Source organism: Haloarchaeobius ordinarius, assembly GCF_051801355.1.
Taxonomy (GTDB): Archaea; Halobacteriota; Halobacteria; order Halobacteriales; family Natrialbaceae; genus Haloarchaeobius.
In genome coordinates this window covers 598,430-617,347 of the sequence record NZ_CP196560.1, presented here as the reverse complement: position 1 = coordinate 617,347, position 18,918 = coordinate 598,430, and the positions used below count along the sequence as shown (strand labels likewise).

The window sequence follows — 18,918 nt, the reverse complement described above, 5'->3', positions numbered from 1 at the left end:
GCACCACGCCCTCCCCAGCCGATTCCGTTCCTCGCTTCGTTTCACTTCGCTCCGGTACTCATCCCTCGCGCGCTACCGACTCGCGGCTTTCAGCACGCTCGTCAGCGCGCGCCAGAGCGGTTGTCTCGACCCCAGCGTCGCGTAGCCCGGCGCCCCCTGTCGAATGCTCCCACCCCACGAGAACCGCGGATTCCGCGTAGTTCGACGGTCTTAAGCGCGTGTGGCCAGTACGCTACGGGGAATGAGTACCGCGGCGCTATCGGTCGTCGAGTTCCTGTTGACAGCCCACGTGTACACCAACGACCGTGAGCTGGACGAGAACGACCTGCCCCCTCGGTATCGCCGAGTCTTCTACACCGATGGGACGGTCGAGCGTCCGCTCACCGTCACGAACAAGACGGCCCGCGCGGCCACGGGGATCGACCACCCGTGGGACGCCGTCTCCGGGCTGATGTTCACCGACCGCGACGAGTTCTCCGGCAAGCTGAACCTGACCCAGCCGGAGATGGCCGAGCGCTGGTTCAAAGAGCGCGCGGACGACGCGCAGTTGCTCCAGAACCCCGTGCTCGCGTCGGCGTTCGAAGACGACGACGAGGTGAACGTGAGCTACGAGGCGGCCCGGGAGGCGAACCGACCCATCCAGGCCGACCGCGTCTGGATCGACTCACTGCTCGACGAGATGTTCGAGGACGAGGAGGACGAGGAGATGCTCGACCTGGTCGACATCCGGGCACCCGAGGAGATAGACCAGACGCTCGACGACATCGTCCTCACCACGGAACAGGAAGAGGAGATTCAGAAAGTCGTCAAGGCCATCGAGCACCGCGACTACCTCGCCGAAATCGGCCTGCGCGAGATCGGGAAACTGCTGTTCGTCGGCCCGCCGGGCACCGGGAAGACCTCCGCCGCGAAGGGGCTGGCGTACGAACTCGACCTCCCGTTCGTCGAGGTCAAGCTCTCGATGATAACGAGCCAGTACCTCGGCGAGACGGCGAAGAACGTCGAGAAGACGTTCGAGGTCGCAAAGCGGCTCTCGCCGTGTATCCTGTTCATGGACGAGTTCGACTTCGTCGCGAAGACTCGCGGCGGCGACGAGCACAACGCCATCAAGCGCGCCGTGAACACCCTGCTGAAGAGCATCGACGACGTCTCGCTCATCCAGGACGACGTGCTCCTCATCGGCGCGACGAACCACCCGGACCAGCTCGACGCCGCGGCGTGGCGCCGCTTCGACGAGATCGTCAACTTCCCCAAGCCCGACCACGGGATGCGGGCGGACATCCTCCGCATCATCACCCGGGCGATGGACATCGAGGAGTTCGACCCCGAGGCAATCGCGGACATCACGGAGGGCCTGACCGGGAGCGACCTCCGGCTGGTCATGCGTGAAGCCGTGCTGGACGCCCTGACCGAAGAGCGCATGACGCTCACGCAAGCGGACCTCGAAGACGCTGTTGCGGACTTCGAGGAGCGCGACAACTTAAAGAACCTCGACATGATGGACGACAGCGACGCGCTCGTCGCCGGCGACGGGTCGGGGCACGACCACAGCCACGACGACCACGACCACAGCCACGACGACCACGACCACGACCACTGAGCCATGGAGGTGACGCTGCTCGGGACCGGCGACACCACGGGCACGCCCACTGTCGGCTGCGACTGCGATACCTGCGAGGAGGCCAAGCGCCGCGGCGTGGAACGAACCCGGTTCTCGGTCCACGTGTACAACGAGCGCACCGACGAGTCACTCCTCGTCGACGCGAGTCCCGACTTCCGCTACCAGTTCCTCCGCGAGGACGTGCCACTGCCCGACGCGATGGTCATCTCACACATCCACTTCGACCACCTCGACGGCCTCGGGAACGCCTACCGGCTGTTCGACGAACTGGACGTGTTCGCCGCGAACGAGAGCGACCCCGTCACCGACGAAAGCGTCGCGGACACCATCTCGCGGAAGTACGACTACCTCGACGCGGTCACCGTCTACCCACAGTCCCCGTTCGAGCCGTTCGAGACGTGCGGGTTCGAGGTGACGCTCGTCCCGGTCGAGCACCCGCCGCTGGTCTGTTACGGGCTCCGAATCGAGGACCCCGAGACCGGCGCAGTTCTCTCGTTCTCGGGCGATACGAGCTACGGCCTCCCCGAGGCGTCCCGCGACGTACTCGCCGCCCCCGACCTTCTCCTCGCCGACGGCATCGTCCCGAGCGAACTCTGTAAGTACCACCCGCTCGGCGGGAAGCACGAACACGGCGACGTGTTCTACACGTTCGGGACGAAGCACATGACCCGAGAGGGCGCGCTCGCCCTGGCGGACGACCTCGACGCCGACGAGGCACGCGTCGTCCACGCCGCGCACTACTATCCGGTCGAGGAGGCGTTCGCGGACCCCATCGCGGTCGACGGCGAGACGTTCTCGCTCTGACCCGCGAGGAGAGAGAAAGACGTTTTTCGGCACGCCACGCCTCCCGAGACATGACCATCGCCCCAGAGGTGCTCGTCCTCCCCGCGTACGTCCACGACGCCGAGACACTGGACGAGCGCGAGCCCTGGCTCGACCGGTACGACTTCGCCCATTCGCTCGGCCTGCCCGGCGCACCCGAACCGCTCCAGTACACCGCTGAGGCAGCAGACACGGACATCGGCCCGCTCGCGCTCCTGCCGACGGGAATGGGCAAGGCGAACACGGCGACGACCGTCGCTGCCGCCCTCGCCAGCCCGGAACTCGACCTCTCCGATACCCTGTTCCTCTCCGTCGGCGTGGCAGGCGGACCGCCGAGCGACACGACCATCGGCTCGGTCGTCCTCGCCGACGCCATCGTGGACTGGGACGTGAAGGTTCGCTGGGACGCCGCCGAAGGCGACGGTGGGGTTCCACTCGAACTGAACCCGTACCGGCTCGACGACCACGTCTTCCGGCTGGACCCGGCCCTGCTCGACTGGGCCACCGAACTCGCTCGCGAGACTGACCTGGACGACGACCCCGCAGTGAAAGCACACCGCGAACGCTTCGAGGGTCGGGGTGCACACGAAAACCCCCGGACCGTCGTCGGTACCAACGTCTGCGGTGACGAGTTCTGGCACGGACGCGTCCTCGCCGAGCGCGTCCAGTGGCTCTGCGACGAGTACGACGCCGGCACCTACTGCGCGACCGAGATGGAAGACGCCGCGACCGCGGCCGCGCTCGCCCGGTTCGGTCGACTCGACGATTACCTGAGCGTCCGTGGCGTGGCGAACTTCGACAGGCCTCGTCCCGGCCAGTCCGTGGAAGACAGTCTGCAGGACGAGGATTTCGAAGCCGGGTTCGAACTCGGCCTGGCGAACGCGGTCCGGGTCGCCGGCGCGCTGGTGGCCGAACGTCTGGACCGAGTTCAAATGTGAAGCCGCGGCCATACCCGGCGTGCCCTGAGAAACCGACGCGGACGGGTCTGCGGTTGCACGGCGGCCCCGTTCGCGCTCTCGGTATCCCGTCGTCTGTTCGCCATTCCCCGCGGACTGCTCTTGCACGCCTTGCGTACCCATGGATACCAGCGAGGGTCCACACACACGTCCATCGTCACATGGCACGAGTCGCTCTCCGGCGAGGGCTCCTCGGTGCGCTCGTCTCCGGGACCGTCGTGACGCTCCTCTCACTGCTCGTCGACGGAACCATCGACCCTGTCCTCACGCTCGGCATCGCCTTCGGGGTCGGCATCGCGATGGCCGTCATCTCGTCCGACGGCCGACGCGACTGAGTCCTACGTGAACCGGTCGAGTCCCGACTGTCGCCGGACCTGTCCATCGGGGTCTGCGACCCACGGAGTTCGCCTGTCGCGCTCCCCCTCGCTGTCGACCACCGGCGGGTCCGCCGCCTCGAAACCGGGACAGTCCGCGTTACACTCGTGTCCGGGGTCGACGACGCGGCCCTTCCAGTCGCAATACGGGAGGCCACCACCGCCAGCCACGGCTCTCTCCGCGACCTGGGCACAGCCGGGGAAGTCGTAGCTTCGCCAGCCCTTGCCGTAGGTTCGCTCAGCGAGTCGGCGGCGCGCCCGCGCCTTCTCGTCGGCGTCGGCGATGCGAACCTCCGTCCAGCCCGCGTGTTCGTCGAGTATCTCGACGCCCGGTTCGGTGACCGGTAGGTCTGTAGGCTCGCGGATTACCTCACACGAGAGGGTCTCCGGGTCGAAGCGCCACACCCCGACCTCGTCGGGGATACGGTTGAGGTGTGCGCCCGTGACGTGGCTCGCCGTCGCCAGCACGACCTCGTCGACGAGCCCGAGTTGCACGTCCTTACGGAGCTGTGTCTCCAGGTCCCCCGGCGCGCTCAGGTCGGGCTTGTTCTCGATTGCCCGGATGCGTCCGAACCAGTCGGCTGGGTAGCGGCAGGTCTGGCGGACGTAGTCCCGGCCGTTGCGGCGCTCGCGTTCGAAGAAACCGATGTCCGTGGCCCAGTCGACGACGTGACGCGCCCGGTCCGGTCGGCAGTCGAAAACGTCGCGGTAGTAGCGTGCTCTCCCGGGGCCGACGTCGCTCTCGATAGCCAGGTCCGGAATTCGTGCTGCAGTGATTGCTGCCCGGTCGTCGAAGTCGGGTCCGGGTTCGATGGAGACCACGTCGAGGACGCGCCTGCTGCTGTGGACGCCGCCGCCGAGCTGTCGGGCCAGGACGGCGTCACCCTCGCGTTCGAGGACCGCACAGAGCTGGAGTTCGAACCCGAATTCGCGCACGTCTCACGCTCGGTTGGCCGTGGCCTAAAACTTCGCGCCAGCGGTGCGTGAGGACGGCAGAGAAGAACGCGGTCGTGGGCCGGTGTCTAGAGCGCCTCGCCGATGGCATGGACCGCGAACACCGGGAGTGCGACGAGACCACCGATGAGCGCGACCCAGATAGCGATTCCGAGAGGGAGCGCGAGTGCTGGGAAGACCGAGACGGTGGCGAAGACGAGTGCGACCGCCAGCAGCGTGGCCACGACCAGGAGACTGGCGCGCCCGACGACGGCGGCGATCGTTGCGTGCTTCGAGGGTGCGATTCGGTGCGTGGTGGCGTTGTCGTGTATCATCAAGTAGAGAGAGGACCCCAGCGGATAAATAGGTAATCTGAATTACATTTCTGTAAGCCGCCGTACTGAAATTCGCTTCAGTCAGTCGAGCGATTCGCCGAAGTACTGGACGGCCAGTACCGGCAGGCCGATAGCGAGGCCGAGGACGACGATCCAGGCGACGATACCCAGCAGGAGTCCGTACTGCGGCATGAACCAGAGCAGGACGAACAGGACTGCTGCAGCTGTCAGCACAGTCAGCAACAGCAGGCCAGCGAGACCGAGCAGGTCGAGCGTGTGCGAGCCACGCCGGGCGATGGCCTCCTTCGTGGATGCGACGTTACGGCGCATAGGGTCAGGTACGCGTGCTGGGACCAAATCGCTGATTTACGCGAGAACGTCGTTTTTCGGTGAGGAGAGGAATTGCGAGAACTGTCGCGGTGGGATTCGTCGACTACCGTTCGCGCTGGCGCTGGACGCGCACGGCGTCGAGTGACTCGTCGAAGGTGACACGCAGCGTCTCGTCGTCGAGCGTGACCGAGACCACGACCTCCCACGGGTCCTCTGAGACGACCTCGTTCGAGTGGTCGCTCACGCACCACGGCAGGTCCCAGTACGGCGTGTCGTTCAGGTCGATGCCGTGGTCACGGTGGAAGGTGACGGCGTCGGACTGGTCGAGCAGGAGGAGGCCGAACGCCGAGCACAGGGAGTGGCCACACTGCTGGCAGGTGTGCTCGACGCGGAGGTCGAGACCGATACAGCAGTCGCCGCCGCGTTCTATCTCGCTCTCCATCCGACCGGCGCACTCCGGACAGACGCCGTCGGCCGCGAGACAGTGCAGGTGGCGGACGCGCTCGTCGAACGCCTGCATGACCTCGGCTTTCGTCCGGTCCGTCAGCCCACCCGGCGGGAACGGGTACTCGCCGTGGGCGTGGCCGCAGTCGGGGCACTCGATGCGGATGTTCTCGTTCTCGTACTCGGCGACGAGGGTGGCGTCGCAGCTCACACAGGAGCCGTCTATCTCGAACGGGTCCCAGTGGGGGTCCTGGGTGAACTCGCCGGCGAGCAGCGCGCGGACGACCTTCTCGCCCGCGTAACGGAGGTCGTAGCCGTCGTCGGTCTGGACGACGAACTGGCCGAGCAACTGCTGGAGGTGATAGTTGAACTGTGCAGAGTCACGCATCCCGACCGCGTCGTGCAGGCGGGAGAATCGGACCGGCCGGTCGGCGGTCCGCCAGAGGGCTTCGAGGATGGACAGGCGCGTCTCGTTGCCGATGACGGAGAACGCTTCGGCGGGCTCGACGCAGTCCTCGCAGTCCGTGATGCTCGCTTTGCTCATATGCGATGTATCTCACTACTGTGATAAAGGCGTTCGCAGAAACGAGTTTTAGTAACATATTTGATGTTATTTTGTGGGTAGTTATTTTTCGGAGACGCGAGTACGCCGTCGTATGGTTCCTCCGCCCACCACCGAGATGCTCGTGGTGTTCGCCGTCACCGTCGTGGCCCTGGTGCTCTTCGTGACCGAAGTGGTTTCGCCGGACGTGACGGCACTCGCGGTCCTGGTCTCGCTGGTGGCGCTCGAACCGTGGACAGCGGTCTCGGCGAACACCGCCATCCTCGGTTTCGCCAGTCCAGCGACCATCACCATCATGGCGATGTACATGCTCAGCGAGGGCGTCCAGCGGACCGGCGTGGTGGACCAGCTGGGCGCGTTCCTCCGTCGGGTGACCCACGGAAACGAGAAGCGGGTGCTCGCGGCGACGGTCGGGACGACCGGCCCACTCGCCGGTATCGTGAACAACACGCCGGTCGTCGCGGTGTTCATCCCGATGATAACCGACCTCGCCGAGGACAGCCACCTCTCGCCGTCGAAGCTCCTGTTGCCCCTGTCGTACGCGGCGATGCTCGGTGGCACGCTGACGCTCATCGGGACGGCGACGAACATCGTCGCCTCTGACCTCGCGGGGGTGCTCATCGACGGCCGGACGGGTATCGGGATGTTCGAGTTCACGCCGCTGGGACTCGTGGTCCTGCTCGTCGGCTCGGTCTACCTGCTCACGGTCGCGCCGCGGCTCATCCCCGAGCGCATCGAACCGGTCCTCGACATCACGGACACGTACGAGGTCAGTGACTACCTCGCGCAGGTCCGGGTCCGTGAAACATCGTCGTTGGCAGGGCAGCGGCTCGACGACGCGTTCAGAGAACTCGGTCGTGACCTGGACGCGCTCCAGTTGATACGGAACGACGAGGTGTTCATCGCGCCGAAGACCGACCGCGAGATTCTGCCGGGTGACGTGCTCACGCTCCGGGCGAACATGCGCGAAATCAACAACTTCGCCGAGGAGTACGACCTCCGGCAACTCCCTCGCGAGGAGGTCACCGGCGACAGCCTGAGTGCGCCCTGGATTCGCGGCGAACTCGTCGAGGTCGTCCTCCCGCCGAGTTCCGCCTTCGACGGCGAGACGCTCCGGGAGATACGGTTCCGCGACCGCTTCGACGCGACCGTCATGGCCATCCGGCGGGGCCACACCGTCATCCACGAGGAACTCGCCGACACCAAACTCGAATCCGGTGACGCACTGTTGCTGTACTGTCGAACGGAAGCTACGGCCATGTTGGGAGAGGACAGCGAACTGGTCGTCACACGGAGTACGATAGGGGACGGTCCGTCCGAGCCGCCCGAACTCAGTCCGAAGACGCCGCTCGCCATCGGCATCATGTTGGCCGTCGTCGGCCTCGCAGCGTTCACCCGCTTCCCCATCGTCATCACGGCGCTCGGCGGCGTCGTGACGATGGTCGTCACGGGCTGTCTCGACACGAGCGACGCCTACGACGCGGTCTCGTGGGACGTCATCTTCCTGCTCGCGGGCATCCTCCCACTGTCGATCGCGTTGCAAGCGACGGGGGCGGCCGAGTACCTCGCGGATCTGGTGGTGTCGGTCGCGGCGACCGCGGTCCCAGTGCTCGGGCTGGTCGCGCTGTTCTACCTGCTCACGAGTCTCCTGGCGAACGTCATCACCCCGGTCGCCAGTGTCGCGCTGATGGTGCCGGTCGCCGTGGGGACGGCCCAGCAGTTACCCGGGAGCGTCGACCCGTTCTCGTTCGTGCTCGCGTGTACCTTCGCCGGGTCGACGGCGTTCATGACACCTATCGGGTACCAGACGAACCTGATGGTGTACGGGCCGGGCGGTTACAAGTTCACGGACTACGTTCGTGTCGGCGGTCCGTTGCAGCTGCTGCTGATGGTCGTGACGACCCTCGGTATCGGGGTGCTCTGGCCGCCGCTCGGGTGAGCAGTCCCGGCCTGTCGCCGGTTGCGAGTGTGTTCCGGTGAGCGAGGAAGTGCATCCTGAGTGAGCAAGGGCACGCGTCCTGAGGAGGCCGTCCGCGTGCGAGAACGGTGGGTTTATCAGGCGCACAAGGGTAGACGTAGCCAAGATTACTCTCGATATGGCAGGAAACCACCAACAACCGGAGGTGAACATCGGCCTCGTCGGTCACGTCGACCACGGGAAGACCACGCTCGTACAGGCTCTGAGTGGCGAGTGGACGGACCAGCACTCGGAGGAGATGAAGCGTGGTATCTCCATCCGTCTCGGGTACGCCGACGCTACCTTCCGGCGGTGTCCGGACTGTGACGAGCCCGAATGTTACACCGTCGAAGACACGTGCCCCGAGCACGACGTCGACACGGAGGTCGTCCGCACGGTCTCGTTCGTCGACGCGCCCGGTCACGAGACGCTGATGGCGACGATGCTCTCCGGGGCGGCCATCATGGACGGTGCCGTCCTGGTCGTGAGTGCGACCGAGGACGTCCCGCAAGCCCAGACGGAAGAGCACCTGATGGCGCTCGATATCATCGGTATCGAGAACATCGTCATCGCCCAGAACAAGGTCGACCTCGTCGACGCAGAGCGGGCCCGCGAGAACTACCAGCAGATTCAGGACTTCGTCGAGGGGACCGTCGCCGAAGACGCTCCCGTCGTCCCGGTCAGCGCTGGACAGAACGTCAACATGGACGTGTTGATGCAGGCAATCGAGGAGCGCATCCCGACGCCGGAGCGCGACCCCGACGCCGACGCGCGACTGCACGTCGCTCGCTCGTTCGACATCAACCGTCCCGGGACGACCTGGGAGAACCTCATGGGCGGTGTCATCGGTGGCTCGCTCGTGCAGGGGCGACTCCACCCCGAGGACGACCTCGAAGTCCGTCCCGGCCGCGAGGTCGAGGAAGGCGGTCAGACCGAGTACCAGCCCATCACGACCTCCATCCGGTCCATCCAGGCCGGTGGCCAGTCCGTCGAGGAGGCATCTCCCGGTGGCTTGCTCGGTGTCGGGACCGGTCTCGACCCCTCGTACACGAAAGGTGACGCCCTCGCCGGCCAGATTGCTGGCCCGCCGGGGTCGCTCCCGCCGACGTGGGAGTCGTTCACGATGTCGGTCGACCTGCTCGACCGCGTCGTCGGCGAGGACATGGAAGAGGTCGAGGAGATCAGCACCGGTGAGCCGCTGATGCTCACGGTCGGCACCGCCACCACGGTCGGTGCGGTCACCTCCGCGCGGAGCGGTGAGTGCGAGGTGAACCTCAAGCGCCCGGTCTGTGCGGGTGAGGGGGCGAAGATAGCCATCAACCGCCGCGTCGGCGCTCGCTGGCGACTCATCGGCGTCGGCACGCTCCAGGGATAGATGACGAACCGGGTCGCGCTCGATACGAGTTCGCTGATGATGCCCGTCGAACTCGACGTGCGCCTGTTCGACGAACTCGACCGCCTCATCGAGGCGGCCGAACTCGTCACCCCGCAGGCTGTCGTCGAGGAACTACGCCGCCTCTCCGAGAAGGGTGGGCGAGAGGGCACCGCTGCGAACGTCGGGCACGACCTGGCGACCGAACGCTGTCTCATCGTGGACACGGAGGAATCGTACGCCGACGACGCTCTCGTCGAACTGGCCGAAGCAGGTCAGGTCGACTACGTCGTCACGAACGACCTGCCGCTGCGCGACCGGGTGCTCGACACGGGTATTCCGGTAATAGCTTTACGGGGCAGGAACAAACTCGCAATCACTCAACCATAACAGATGTACAAGCGCGTCAGGCTCAAGGACACGGTCGAGGTGCCGCCGGAGGAACTCGGGGACGTCTCCCCCGAACTCGTGAAGAAACTGCTGCAGGACAAACTCGAAGGTCGGATGGACGAGGACGTCGGAAGCGTCGTCTCCGTCACGAAGGTCCACGACATCGGTGACGGTGCGGTCCTCCCGAACCGGCCGGGTGTCTACTACGAGGCGGACTTCGACGCCGTCACGTTCGACCCGCAGATGCAGGAGGTCGTCGACGGGACGGTCGTCGAGGTCGTCGAGTTCGGTGCCTTCGTCGGCATCGGGCCGGTCGACGGGCTGCTCCACGTCTCCCAGATATCCGACGAGTACCTCGCGTTCGACCCGGAGAACCAGCAACTCGCCTCGAACGAGTCCAACCGCACGCTCGGTGTCGACGACGCCGTCCGCACGCGCATCGTCACCAAGAGCATCGACGAGCGCAATCCGCGGGACTCGAAGATCGGGTTGACGGCGAAACAGCCCGGCCTCGGCAAGCACGGCTGGCTCGAGGACGAACGAAACAGTCGCGAAGCGCAGGCGGGTGATTAGATGGCGAAGAACCGAGTCGTCTGTCGGGACTGTCATCGGGTGAACGAACCGGACCTGGATTCGTGCCAGGGGTGTGGGTCGACCTCCCTGACCGAGGACTGGGCGGGGTACGTCATCATCGCTCATCCGGAAGAGAGCGAAATCGCCCGCGAGATGGAAGTCACCGAACCGGGCAAGTACGCCCTGAAAGTCAGATAACGTGCCAACCGACGAGAACGACCTCGACGTCGTGCTCAGACTGCCCCGCGAGCTTCGGAGTGCGTTCAAGGACCCGCTGGGGCCGGTCGAGACGGACGCGGAGATTCTTCTACAGGACGTCGACGGCCCACTCGTGGCCGTCGGCGACATCGTCACCTACCACTTCCTGAAGGCGGGTCGCCGACCGGACGTGGCGCTCGTCGACGAGCGAACGAAGCGCGACCGCGTGGACGACGAGGTCCACGAGACCGTCGTCGACCCGGACGTGACCGTCTCGAATCCGGCGGGTGTGCTGACCGAGGCCCTCGTCGTGGCCGTCCGGGACGGGCTGGCGGCCGACGAGCCGACGACCGTGTTGGTCGATGGCGAGGAGGACCTCGCCACCCTGCCCGCCATCCTCGCGGCACCCGTCGGGGCGAGCGTCGTGTACGGCCAGCCCGACGAGGGGATGGTCCACGTGCACGTCACCGAGTCCATCCAGGCCGACATTCGGGAGCTGGTCGAGCGGATGGACGGCGACCACGACCGATTCTGGGCCCTGTTCTGACGACCGGCGTCGTTCGCCGCCTCGGTCTCGAAACCGGACACGAGACCCTTCACTTCGAAATCCTTTTACCCGCTACGAGGGGAAGTTACTGGTAACTGGATATCATGGACATCGAAATCATCTCTGAGGAAGAGAACCCCATGTTGCACCGTACGGACGTCACGTTCGAGATGGTCCACGAGGAAGCGACCCCCTCGCGCCTCTCCGTCCGCGACTCCCTCGCGGCCAAGCTGAACAAGGACGCAGACGAGGTCGTCGTGCGCAAGCTCGACACCAAGTTCGGCATGCGCAAGACCGTCGGCTACGCGAAGGTCTACGATTCCGCCGAGCGTGCACAGGAGGTCGAGCAGGAGCACATGCTCGAGCGAAACAAGATCACTGGCGCCGAAGAGGGCGAGGAGGCCTAAATCATGGCGCGCTACGAATACTACGACGAGGACGGGAACCCGACGAAAGAACAGTGCCCGCGCTGTGGCGACACGTTCCTCGGCGACTACGGCGACCGCAAGCACTGCGGGAAGTGCTCGTACACCGAGTGGGAATAGATGCGAGTCCTCGGTATCGAGGGCACGGCGTGGTGTGCGAGCGCCGCGCTGTACGATACCGGGGCCGCTGAGGACGCGGACGCGATTTTTATCGAATCAGACGCCTACGAGCCCGAAAGCGGCGGCATTCACCCGCGCGAGGCCGCCGAGCACATGCACGAGGCTATCCCCGAGGTTGTCGCGACAGTGCTGGAGCGAGCCGACGGGGACGTCGACGCGGTCGCGTTCTCTCGCGGTCCCGGCCTCGGCCCGTGTCTCCGCACCGTGGGGACCGCCGCGCGGGCGCTCGCGCAGACCCTCGACGTGCCGCTCGTCGGCGTCAATCACATGGTGGCCCACCTCGAAATCGGCCGCCACCAGTCCGGCTTCGAGTCGCCGGTGTGCCTGAACGCGAGCGGCGCGAACGCCCACCTGCTCGGGTATCGCAACGGCCGATACCGCGTGCTGGGTGAGACGATGGACACCGGCGTCGGCAACGCCATCGACAAGTTCACCCGTCACGTCGGCTGGTCCCACCCTGGTGGCCCGAAGGTCGAACAGCACGCGAAAGACGGCGAGTTCTGTGACCTGCCGTACGTCGTCAAGGGGATGGACTTCTCCTTTTCGGGCATCATGAGCGCGGCCAAACAGGCGTACGACGACGGGGTCGCCGCGAGCGAAGCGAGTGGCGGCTCGTCGGACTCGTCCGACGGTGTACCCGTCGAGGACGTCTGTTTCTCGCTGCAAGAGCACATCTTCGGGATGCTGACCGAGGTGTCCGAGCGTGCCCTCTCGCTCACCGGGAGCGACGAACTCGTCCTCGGCGGTGGGGTGGGACAGAACGCCCGACTGCGCGAGATGCTGGAGACGATGTGTGAGGAACGCGGAGCCGACTTCTACGCGCCGGAGCCGCGGTTCCTGCGGGACAACGCGGGGATGATTGCGGTGCTGGGCGCGAAGATGGCCGCGGCCGGCGATACGCTCGCCATCGACGACTCGGCGGTCGACCCGAACTTCCGGCCCGACGAGGTACCCGTGACGTGGCGTGGTGTGGACGAGGACGTCCACGTCAGCCCCGAGGCGGGTGTGACGGTGCGGGGCGCCGAGGCCGTCGTCGAGTTCGCTGACGACCGCGTGGTCAAGCGGCGCGTGCCCAAACGCTACCGGCACGTCGAACTCGACGAGACGTTGCGGCGCGACCGGACCGTCCTCGAAGCCAGACTCACCAGCCAGGCCCGTCGCGTGGGCGTCCCGACGCCGGTCGTCCGTGACCTCGACCCGGCAGAGTCGACCATCGTGTTCGAGTACGTCGGCGCGAGCGACCTGCGCGAGGACCCAACCGAGGCAGGTGTCCGCGACGTGGGCCGTCACCTCGCCGCGATTCACGACGCCGGGTTCGTCCACGGCGACCCGACCACGCGGAACGTCCGGGTCGGTGATAGAACGTTCCTCATCGACTTCGGCCTGGGCTACCACACCGACCACGTCGAGAACTACGCGATGGACCTGCACGTCTTCGACCAGAGCCTCGTCGGGACGGCCGACGACCCGGACCTGCTTCGTGAGGCGTTCCGTGGCGCGTACCGCGACGCGAGCGAGCAGGCGGACGAGGTACTTGGACGGCTGGCCGCTGTCGAGGGGCGCGGGCGGTACCAGTCGTAGCGAGAGAGCGGTCCACCGGGGTCGCACTCAAGGGCCTGCCCGTCGAAGCCCCGCATGGGAATGTCCGCGATACGTCGACTCGTCCTGGACGTACTGAAGCCACACGAGCCGACCCCGGTCAGGTACGCGAAGGGCGTGGCCGGCCTCGACGGGGTCGACGGTGTCAACGTCGTGCTCATCGAGACCGACCGGCAGGTCGAGACGGTGAAGGTCACCATCGAGGGCCCCGACGTCTCCTTCGAGACGGTTCGCGACCGTGTCGAAGACCTCGGTGGGTCGGTCCACTCCATCGACGAGGTCGTCTGTGGCGAACGGGTCGTCGAACAGGGCGAGACGCCACAGGACTGAGATGGGACGGCTCGACGCCTTCCAGGCCGCGCTCCGCAAGCCCGCGGTCAGGTCCATCTCACGGCGCTACTTCGTCTCGAACGGGTTCGACGGAACGCTCACCAGCATCGGCGTCGCGACTGGCGCGTACCTCTCGGGTGTGCCCGACGGCCGGACCGTGGTGCTGGTTGGTGTCGGCGGGGCGGTCGGCCTGTGTACGTCGGGTGTGTGGAGCGTCTGGGAGATAGAGCGCGCCGAGAAGATCAGTCAGCGCCGCGAGCTCGAACAGGCGATGCTCCGGGACCTGGAGGATACGCACATCCAGCGTGAGGACCGTGCGGGACGGGTGGTGAACGCCCTCGCCAGCGGCCTCGGCCCGCTGCTCGGGACGCTCTTGCCGCTGGTCCCGTTCCTGCTGGAGGGGTGGCTAGTGTCGCTCCTGCAGGCGACGCTCCTGTCCGTGGGCGTCGGCGTCGGGCTCCTCTTCGTGTTCGGGGCGTACATGGGCTCCATCGCCGAGTTGAACTGGACGGTCACCGGGGTCCGGATGGCGCTCGCGGGTGTCCTCGTCGCGGCCGTCAACGTCCTGTTACCTGGGTGAGAGGAGGTACGTTTTTACCTACAACGGACGTAAAATTCAGTATGGCAGACAAGCCGAGTTCCGGTGAGATACTTGGAGTTCCGTACAACTTCGAACGCCCCAGCCTGAGTCGAATGCTCTCGTCGTACTGGAAACCGGGCAAAGGGATGCTCGTCGAGAAGCCGTTCGGTATCGGGTACACGTTGAACCTCGCGAACTGGCGCTCGTGGGTCGTCCTCGCCGTCGCGGGCGGGATGCTCTGGATGGAGCGCGGGAGCAAGAAGAGCGCGACCGAGGCAGAGGACGAACCCGTCGAAGTCGTCGTCGAAGACTGAACCCGGACGTTCTGGCGGTCAGCGGTCCACTTCTCCCATTATCGTATCGAGACTTCCCAGCGACGCGACCAGGTCGGGGACGTACTCACCTTCGGCGATGGTGGGGAGGGCCGAGAGGTTCGAGAAGCACGGGCTGCGAATCTTGAACCGCGCTGGCTGGTCGGTGCCGTCGGCGCGGATGTAGATGCCGAGTTCGCCCTTCGCGCCTTCGACGGCGCGATAGGTCTCGGTATCGTCAGCGGGTTTCAGGGTACGCGGGACGTTGGACTGGATGGTCCGGTCGTCTTCGGGCCACTCTTCGAGGACGTCGACACACTGTTCGATCATCTTCGCGGACTCCTCGACCTCGCGCATCCGGACGAGCACGCGAGCGAAGTTGTCGCCTTCGGGTTGTGTGGCGACCTCCCAGTCGAGTTCGTCGTAGTAGCCGTAGGGGTCGTCCCGCCGCAGGTCGTAGTCGATGCCGGAGCCACGGGCGACCGGGCCGGTACAGCCGTGCTGTTTGGCCGCCTCGGGCGAGAGGTACCCGGTGTCGACGCAGCGGAGCTGGAATATCTCGTTGCTGGTCAGCAGGTCGTGGTACTCTTCCAGGGCGGTCGGGAACGTATCGAGCACGTCGCGGACCTTCTCGAAGAACGCCTCGCGCGGTTCCGGGAGGTCCCACGCCACGCCACCGAGGCGGAGATAGTTGAACATCATCCGCTGGCCGGTGAGGTCTTCGAGCAGGTTCAGTATCTTCTCGCGGTCGCGGATGCCGTACTGGAAGACGGCGGTGAACTCGCCGTAGACGTCCAGCGCGTAGGTCGCGATGGCGAGCATGTGTGAGGCGATACGACACAGCTCGCCCCCCATCGTTCGGATGACCTGTGCGTACTCCGGCACCTCGATGTCGGCGAGGTCCTCGGCGGCCCTCGCGTAGGCCCACTCGTTGAGGAGTCCCGAGGAGGCCCAGTCCCACCGGTCCGGGTAGGGCATGATCTGGTGGCGGTAGGTGCCTTGCTGGCACATCTGTTCCTCACAGCGGTGGATGAAGCCGATGTCCGGGTCCACGTCGACCACGACCTCGCCGTCGAGGACCGTCTGGACGTGGAGGACGCCGTGGGTCGACGGGTGGTGCGGGCCGATGTTGAGGAACATCGTATCCTGCTCGCGCTGGTCGTCCCGGAGCGGGTTCGCGTGCTCCTCGAGTGGGACGACCTGGGGCTGGTTCTGGTCGTAGTCGGCAGAGAGCGGGTGGCCCTGCCAGGTCCGCGGCAGCAGGATGCGCCGAAGGTCCGGATGGTCTTCGTACTCGATACCGACGAGGTCGTACGCCTCGCGCTCGTGCCAGTTCGCCGTCTCGTAGACGGGTGCGGCGGTTTCGCTCCGCGGCTCCCGAGAACTCGTCGGGACGACCACGCTCAGTTCGTCGGTCGGGTCGGCGTACTTCTTGAGGTGGTAGATGGTCTCGTAGCGGTCGGCGTACTGCTGGGCGGTCACGCACGAGCAGTGGTCGTAGCCGGCCTCCTCGCGGAGGGTCGAGAGGACGGCCTGCACTTCGTCGGGCCGGATGACGATGGCCGGCGCGTTCAGGTGCGCCTCGCGGTCGAGGACGTACTCGCCGACCAGGTCGTCGATGGCGTCGGTAGCGGTTGTCGGTCGCCCTGTCAGTTCCTGCTGGCTCACGGTCGCCCACCCCCAGTGGACGGCGAGGTCGTCGGTCGCATGCGTTCGAACGGTTCTCGCGAATCGTCTCAACGTTTCTGTGGCACTCACTAGGTGATTTAAGTAATAGCCGCGAACTGACACGAACGTGAAGTACCTCCACGTCACACTCCGGCACTCGGACGAGACGATTCACCCGATGCACGCGTTCGTCAGCGAGCACGGCGGGTACAGCGACTACCGACTCGTCCACTGGAGCTTTGCGAACGAGGAAGCGAACACGCTCCTGTTCCACGTCCGGGGCGACCGCGAGGCGTACGAGCGACGGCTCGCGGAGGTGGACTCGGTGCGGTCACACGAGGTCGCCCCGCTCGACGGGGACCGCTTCTACGTGTACGTCCTCGACGAACCCGATGAGATGGGCCAACAGATGCTCACAGCGTTCTCACGGCTGAGCCTCGTGGCGGTTCCACCGCTCTCGTACAACACCGACCGGTCCGTCTCCTTCGGCGTCCTCGGCGAACCCGAGGCCCTGCAGGCTGCCCTGGCCGCGACGCCCGACGGCGTCGACGTGTCGGTCGACCGCCTCGGCAGTTACGACGCCGACCCCACTGCCGCGGGCGTCTCGCTCACTGACCGCCAGCGCGAGGCGGTTCGGGCCGGGCAGCGCCTCGGCTACTACGACGTGCCCCGCGAGGCGTCGGTCGCGGACGTGGCCGACGAACTGGACTGTGCGACCGGGACCGCGGCCGAACACCTCCGGAAGGCCGAGTCGACGCTGCTCGGCGACCTCGATTGCTGAACTCCCCAACTGCAACCGACGCCTCTTTGCCCGCCGCCCGCCGCCACTCGCACATGACGATTCGCTTCGTGACGAGCAACGAGGGGAAGGTGCGAGAAGCACGCGAGTACCTCGGCGCCGCCGAGGTCGAACAGGTGAACTACGACTACCTCGAGATACAGAGCGACGACCTCGCAGACATCGCGGCCCACGGGGCCCGCGAAGCCTACGAGCAACTCGACAGCGACGAGCCCGTGCTGGTCGACGACGCCGGCCTGTTCCTCGATGGGTTCGACGGCTTCCCGGGCCCGTACTCCTCGTACGTCGAGGACACCGTCGGCGTCGAGCGGGTGTACGAACTCACGGAACTGCAGGACAACGACCGCGCGTACTTCCGGACCGTCCTCGCGTACTACGACGGCGAGGAGACGACGACGTTCGAGGGCGCGGTTCCGGGCCGTATCGTCGCCCCGCGGGGCGAGGGTGGATTCGGCTACGACCCCATCTTCGAGCACGACGGGAAGACGATGGCCGAGATGAGTACGGAAGAGAAGAACGCCATCAGCCACCGCGGCCGCGCCCTCGCGAAGTTCGCGGACTGGCTCGCCGCGGAGCCGGCCGAACGTAAGGGCCCGCGCTAACGTTTTTATCGAAAGCCGGGACCAGATGGGGCGTGACCTGACTCTCGCCGCCCGGCGGCCAAGACTGGTGCGTGGCGCACCGTCGGGCGACACACACGCGCCGCCTGTCCGCCATTCTCTCGAACCCGCCAGTGACGGCTCAATCGCCAGCCGGAACCCGAACCGGTTTCTGATACCGGCCCGCCCGTCCCGGTATGAACCGCGACACCGCACTCGTCACCGGTGCTTCGTCCGGCATCGGCCGCGAGCTCGCCCGCCAGTTCGCTCGCCACGGCCACGACCTCGTCCTCGTCGCCCGCCGCGAGGACGAACTCGCCGCCGTCGCCGACGAACTGGAATCCCGCCACGGCATCGACGCGACGAGTATCCCGAAAGACCTCGACGACGAGGCGGCCCCGCAGGAACTGTACGACGAGGTCCACGAGCGCGGCCTCGACGTGGGCATCCTCGTCAACAACGTCGGTATCGGCACCTACGGCCCGTTCTCGGAATCGGACCTCGACCGCGAGCACACCCAGCTGCGGCTCAACGTCACCACGCTCGTCACGCTCACCCGGCTCTTCCTCGACGACTTCACCGGGCGAGATGCAGGAAAGATTCTCAACGTCGGCTCGGTCGCCGGGTTCCAGCCCGGGCCGTTCATGGCCGGCTACTACGCCAGCAAGGCGTACGTCAACTCCTTCACCGAAGCCATCGCCGAGGAGTTGCGCGGGACCGGGGTGAGCGCGACCGTACTCTGCCCGGGGCCGGTCGACACTGAGTTCCAGGAGCGCGCTGGAATGCAGGACTCGGCGGTCGGGTCGGCGTACATGCAGCCGGTCGAAGACGTGGCCAACGCGGGCTACAAGGGCCTGATGACTGGCAAGCCCGTCGTCATCCCGGGACTCCCGATGAAGCTGCTCACGGTGCTCGCTCGTGTAACGCCGAGACCCATCCTCCGGCGGGTCGCCCGGCGGGTCAATAGCGACCGCTGAACGTTCCGCCGGCCCCGGAATCCGAACGGTTATGTG

General features: G+C 66.2%; 24 protein-coding genes. 19 read left to right on the top strand and 5 right to left on the bottom strand.

Features of this window, described 5'->3' with window-relative positions; all coding sequences use genetic code 11:
- Positions 1-241 precede the first annotated feature (241 nt).
- The 4 genes from ACSC1R_RS03270 (at position 242) to ACSC1R_RS03255 (ending at position 3,734) form a co-directional block, all read left to right on the top strand.
- Positions 242-1,600 carry an ATP-binding protein gene (locus ACSC1R_RS03270; RefSeq protein WP_439027641.1) on the top strand — a complete coding sequence of 453 codons (1,359 nt, stop codon included), beginning with the start codon at positions 242-244 and terminating at the stop codon, positions 1,598-1,600.
- Between the two features lie 3 nt (positions 1,601-1,603).
- Positions 1,604-2,425 carry an MBL fold metallo-hydrolase gene (locus tag ACSC1R_RS03265; protein WP_439027640.1) on the top strand — a complete coding sequence of 274 codons (822 nt, stop codon included), beginning with the start codon at positions 1,604-1,606 and terminating at the stop codon, positions 2,423-2,425.
- Between the two features lie 50 nt (positions 2,426-2,475).
- Entirely contained in the window at positions 2,476-3,381 is a 906-nt protein-coding gene (locus ACSC1R_RS03260) for a phosphorylase family protein (RefSeq protein WP_439027639.1), read from the top strand.
- A 179-nt stretch (positions 3,382-3,560) separates the two neighbouring features.
- Positions 3,561-3,734, top strand: coding sequence for a hypothetical protein (locus ACSC1R_RS03255; RefSeq protein WP_439027638.1), 174 nt, complete (start codon positions 3,561-3,563; stop codon positions 3,732-3,734).
- A gap of 3 nt (positions 3,735-3,737) precedes the next feature.
- Here the strand turns inward: ACSC1R_RS03255 and ACSC1R_RS03250 are convergent, their stop codons facing one another.
- The 4 genes from ACSC1R_RS03250 to ACSC1R_RS03235 all read right to left on the bottom strand — a co-directional run bounded on the left by ACSC1R_RS03250 (position 3,738) and on the right by ACSC1R_RS03235 (position 6,359).
- Positions 3,738-4,709, bottom strand: a complete 972-nt coding sequence (locus tag ACSC1R_RS03250) for a DUF5787 family protein (protein ID WP_439027637.1) — start codon at positions 4,707-4,709, stop codon at positions 3,738-3,740.
- An 86-nt stretch (positions 4,710-4,795) separates the two neighbouring features.
- The gene (locus ACSC1R_RS03245; RefSeq protein WP_439027636.1) at positions 4,796-5,041 is read right to left on the bottom strand and encodes a hypothetical protein; all 246 of its coding nucleotides are present in this window, start codon (positions 5,039-5,041) and stop codon (positions 4,796-4,798) included.
- Between the two features lie 81 nt (positions 5,042-5,122).
- Positions 5,123-5,371: a hypothetical protein gene (locus ACSC1R_RS03240; RefSeq protein WP_439027635.1), complete on the bottom strand. Its 249-nt coding sequence runs from the start codon at positions 5,369-5,371 to the stop codon at positions 5,123-5,125.
- A 103-nt stretch (positions 5,372-5,474) separates the two neighbouring features.
- Positions 5,475-6,359: a DUF7351 domain-containing protein gene (locus ACSC1R_RS03235; protein WP_439027634.1), complete on the bottom strand. Its 885-nt coding sequence runs from the start codon at positions 6,357-6,359 to the stop codon at positions 5,475-5,477.
- Between the two features lie 112 nt (positions 6,360-6,471).
- On the opposite strand from ACSC1R_RS03235, the gene ACSC1R_RS03230 reads away from it, so the two are divergent.
- The 12 genes from ACSC1R_RS03230 (at position 6,472) to ACSC1R_RS03175 (ending at position 14,842) form a co-directional block, all read left to right on the top strand.
- Positions 6,472-8,316, top strand: coding sequence for an SLC13 family permease (locus ACSC1R_RS03230; RefSeq protein WP_439027633.1), 1,845 nt, complete (start codon positions 6,472-6,474; stop codon positions 8,314-8,316).
- 157 nt (positions 8,317-8,473) lie between these two features.
- On the top strand, positions 8,474-9,709 hold the full coding sequence (locus ACSC1R_RS03225) for a translation initiation factor IF-2 subunit gamma (protein ID WP_439027632.1): 1,236 nt from the start codon (positions 8,474-8,476) through the stop codon (positions 9,707-9,709).
- Positions 9,710-10,096: a PIN domain-containing protein gene (locus ACSC1R_RS03220; protein ID WP_439027631.1), complete on the top strand. Its 387-nt coding sequence runs from the start codon at positions 9,710-9,712 to the stop codon at positions 10,094-10,096.
- A gap of 3 nt (positions 10,097-10,099) precedes the next feature.
- Positions 10,100-10,669 carry a DNA-directed RNA polymerase gene (locus tag ACSC1R_RS03215; RefSeq protein ID WP_439027630.1) on the top strand — a complete coding sequence of 190 codons (570 nt, stop codon included), beginning with the start codon at positions 10,100-10,102 and terminating at the stop codon, positions 10,667-10,669.
- Positions 10,670-10,867 carry a transcription elongation factor subunit Spt4 gene (spt4, locus tag ACSC1R_RS03210; RefSeq protein WP_439027629.1) on the top strand — a complete coding sequence of 66 codons (198 nt, stop codon included), beginning with the start codon at positions 10,670-10,672 and terminating at the stop codon, positions 10,865-10,867.
- Between the two features lies 1 nt (position 10,868).
- Positions 10,869-11,414 carry a GTP-dependent dephospho-CoA kinase family protein gene (locus ACSC1R_RS03205; protein WP_439027628.1) on the top strand — a complete coding sequence of 182 codons (546 nt, stop codon included), beginning with the start codon at positions 10,869-10,871 and terminating at the stop codon, positions 11,412-11,414.
- 104 nt (positions 11,415-11,518) lie between these two features.
- Positions 11,519-11,821, top strand: a complete 303-nt coding sequence (locus ACSC1R_RS03200) for a 30S ribosomal protein S24e (RefSeq protein WP_439027627.1) — start codon at positions 11,519-11,521, stop codon at positions 11,819-11,821.
- A gap of 3 nt (positions 11,822-11,824) precedes the next feature.
- On the top strand, positions 11,825-11,959 hold the full coding sequence (locus ACSC1R_RS03195) for a 30S ribosomal protein S27ae (protein WP_261648580.1): 135 nt from the start codon (positions 11,825-11,827) through the stop codon (positions 11,957-11,959).
- A complete protein-coding gene (locus ACSC1R_RS03190) occupies positions 11,960-13,600 on the top strand; it encodes a bifunctional N(6)-L-threonylcarbamoyladenine synthase/serine/threonine protein kinase (protein ID WP_439027626.1) in 1,641 nt (546 codons plus the stop codon).
- A gap of 60 nt (positions 13,601-13,660) precedes the next feature.
- Positions 13,661-13,948, top strand: coding sequence for a DUF211 domain-containing protein (locus ACSC1R_RS03185; protein ID WP_439027625.1), 288 nt, complete (start codon positions 13,661-13,663; stop codon positions 13,946-13,948).
- Between the two features lies 1 nt (position 13,949).
- A complete protein-coding gene (locus ACSC1R_RS03180) occupies positions 13,950-14,528 on the top strand; it encodes a VIT1/CCC1 transporter family protein (RefSeq protein ID WP_439027624.1) in 579 nt (192 codons plus the stop codon).
- Between the two features lie 41 nt (positions 14,529-14,569).
- On the top strand, positions 14,570-14,842 hold the full coding sequence (locus ACSC1R_RS03175) for a DUF5808 domain-containing protein (protein ID WP_439027623.1): 273 nt from the start codon (positions 14,570-14,572) through the stop codon (positions 14,840-14,842).
- 18 nt (positions 14,843-14,860) lie between these two features.
- Here ACSC1R_RS03175 and ACSC1R_RS03170 read toward each other — a convergent pair whose 3' ends face one another.
- Entirely contained in the window at positions 14,861-16,459 is a 1,599-nt protein-coding gene (locus tag ACSC1R_RS03170) for an NADH-quinone oxidoreductase subunit D (protein WP_439028752.1), read from the bottom strand.
- A gap of 175 nt (positions 16,460-16,634) precedes the next feature.
- On the opposite strand from ACSC1R_RS03170, the gene ACSC1R_RS03165 reads away from it, so the two are divergent.
- The 3 genes from ACSC1R_RS03165 to ACSC1R_RS03155 all read left to right on the top strand — a co-directional run bounded on the left by ACSC1R_RS03165 (position 16,635) and on the right by ACSC1R_RS03155 (position 18,882).
- Entirely contained in the window at positions 16,635-17,288 is a 654-nt protein-coding gene (locus ACSC1R_RS03165) for a helix-turn-helix domain-containing protein (protein WP_439027622.1), read from the top strand.
- A gap of 53 nt (positions 17,289-17,341) precedes the next feature.
- A complete protein-coding gene (locus ACSC1R_RS03160; RefSeq protein WP_439027621.1) occupies positions 17,342-17,908 on the top strand; it encodes an XTP/dITP diphosphatase in 567 nt (188 codons plus the stop codon).
- A gap of 194 nt (positions 17,909-18,102) precedes the next feature.
- The gene (locus ACSC1R_RS03155; protein ID WP_439027620.1) at positions 18,103-18,882 is read left to right on the top strand and encodes an SDR family NAD(P)-dependent oxidoreductase; all 780 of its coding nucleotides are present in this window, start codon (positions 18,103-18,105) and stop codon (positions 18,880-18,882) included.
- The last annotated feature ends 36 nt before the right edge of the window (positions 18,883-18,918 follow it).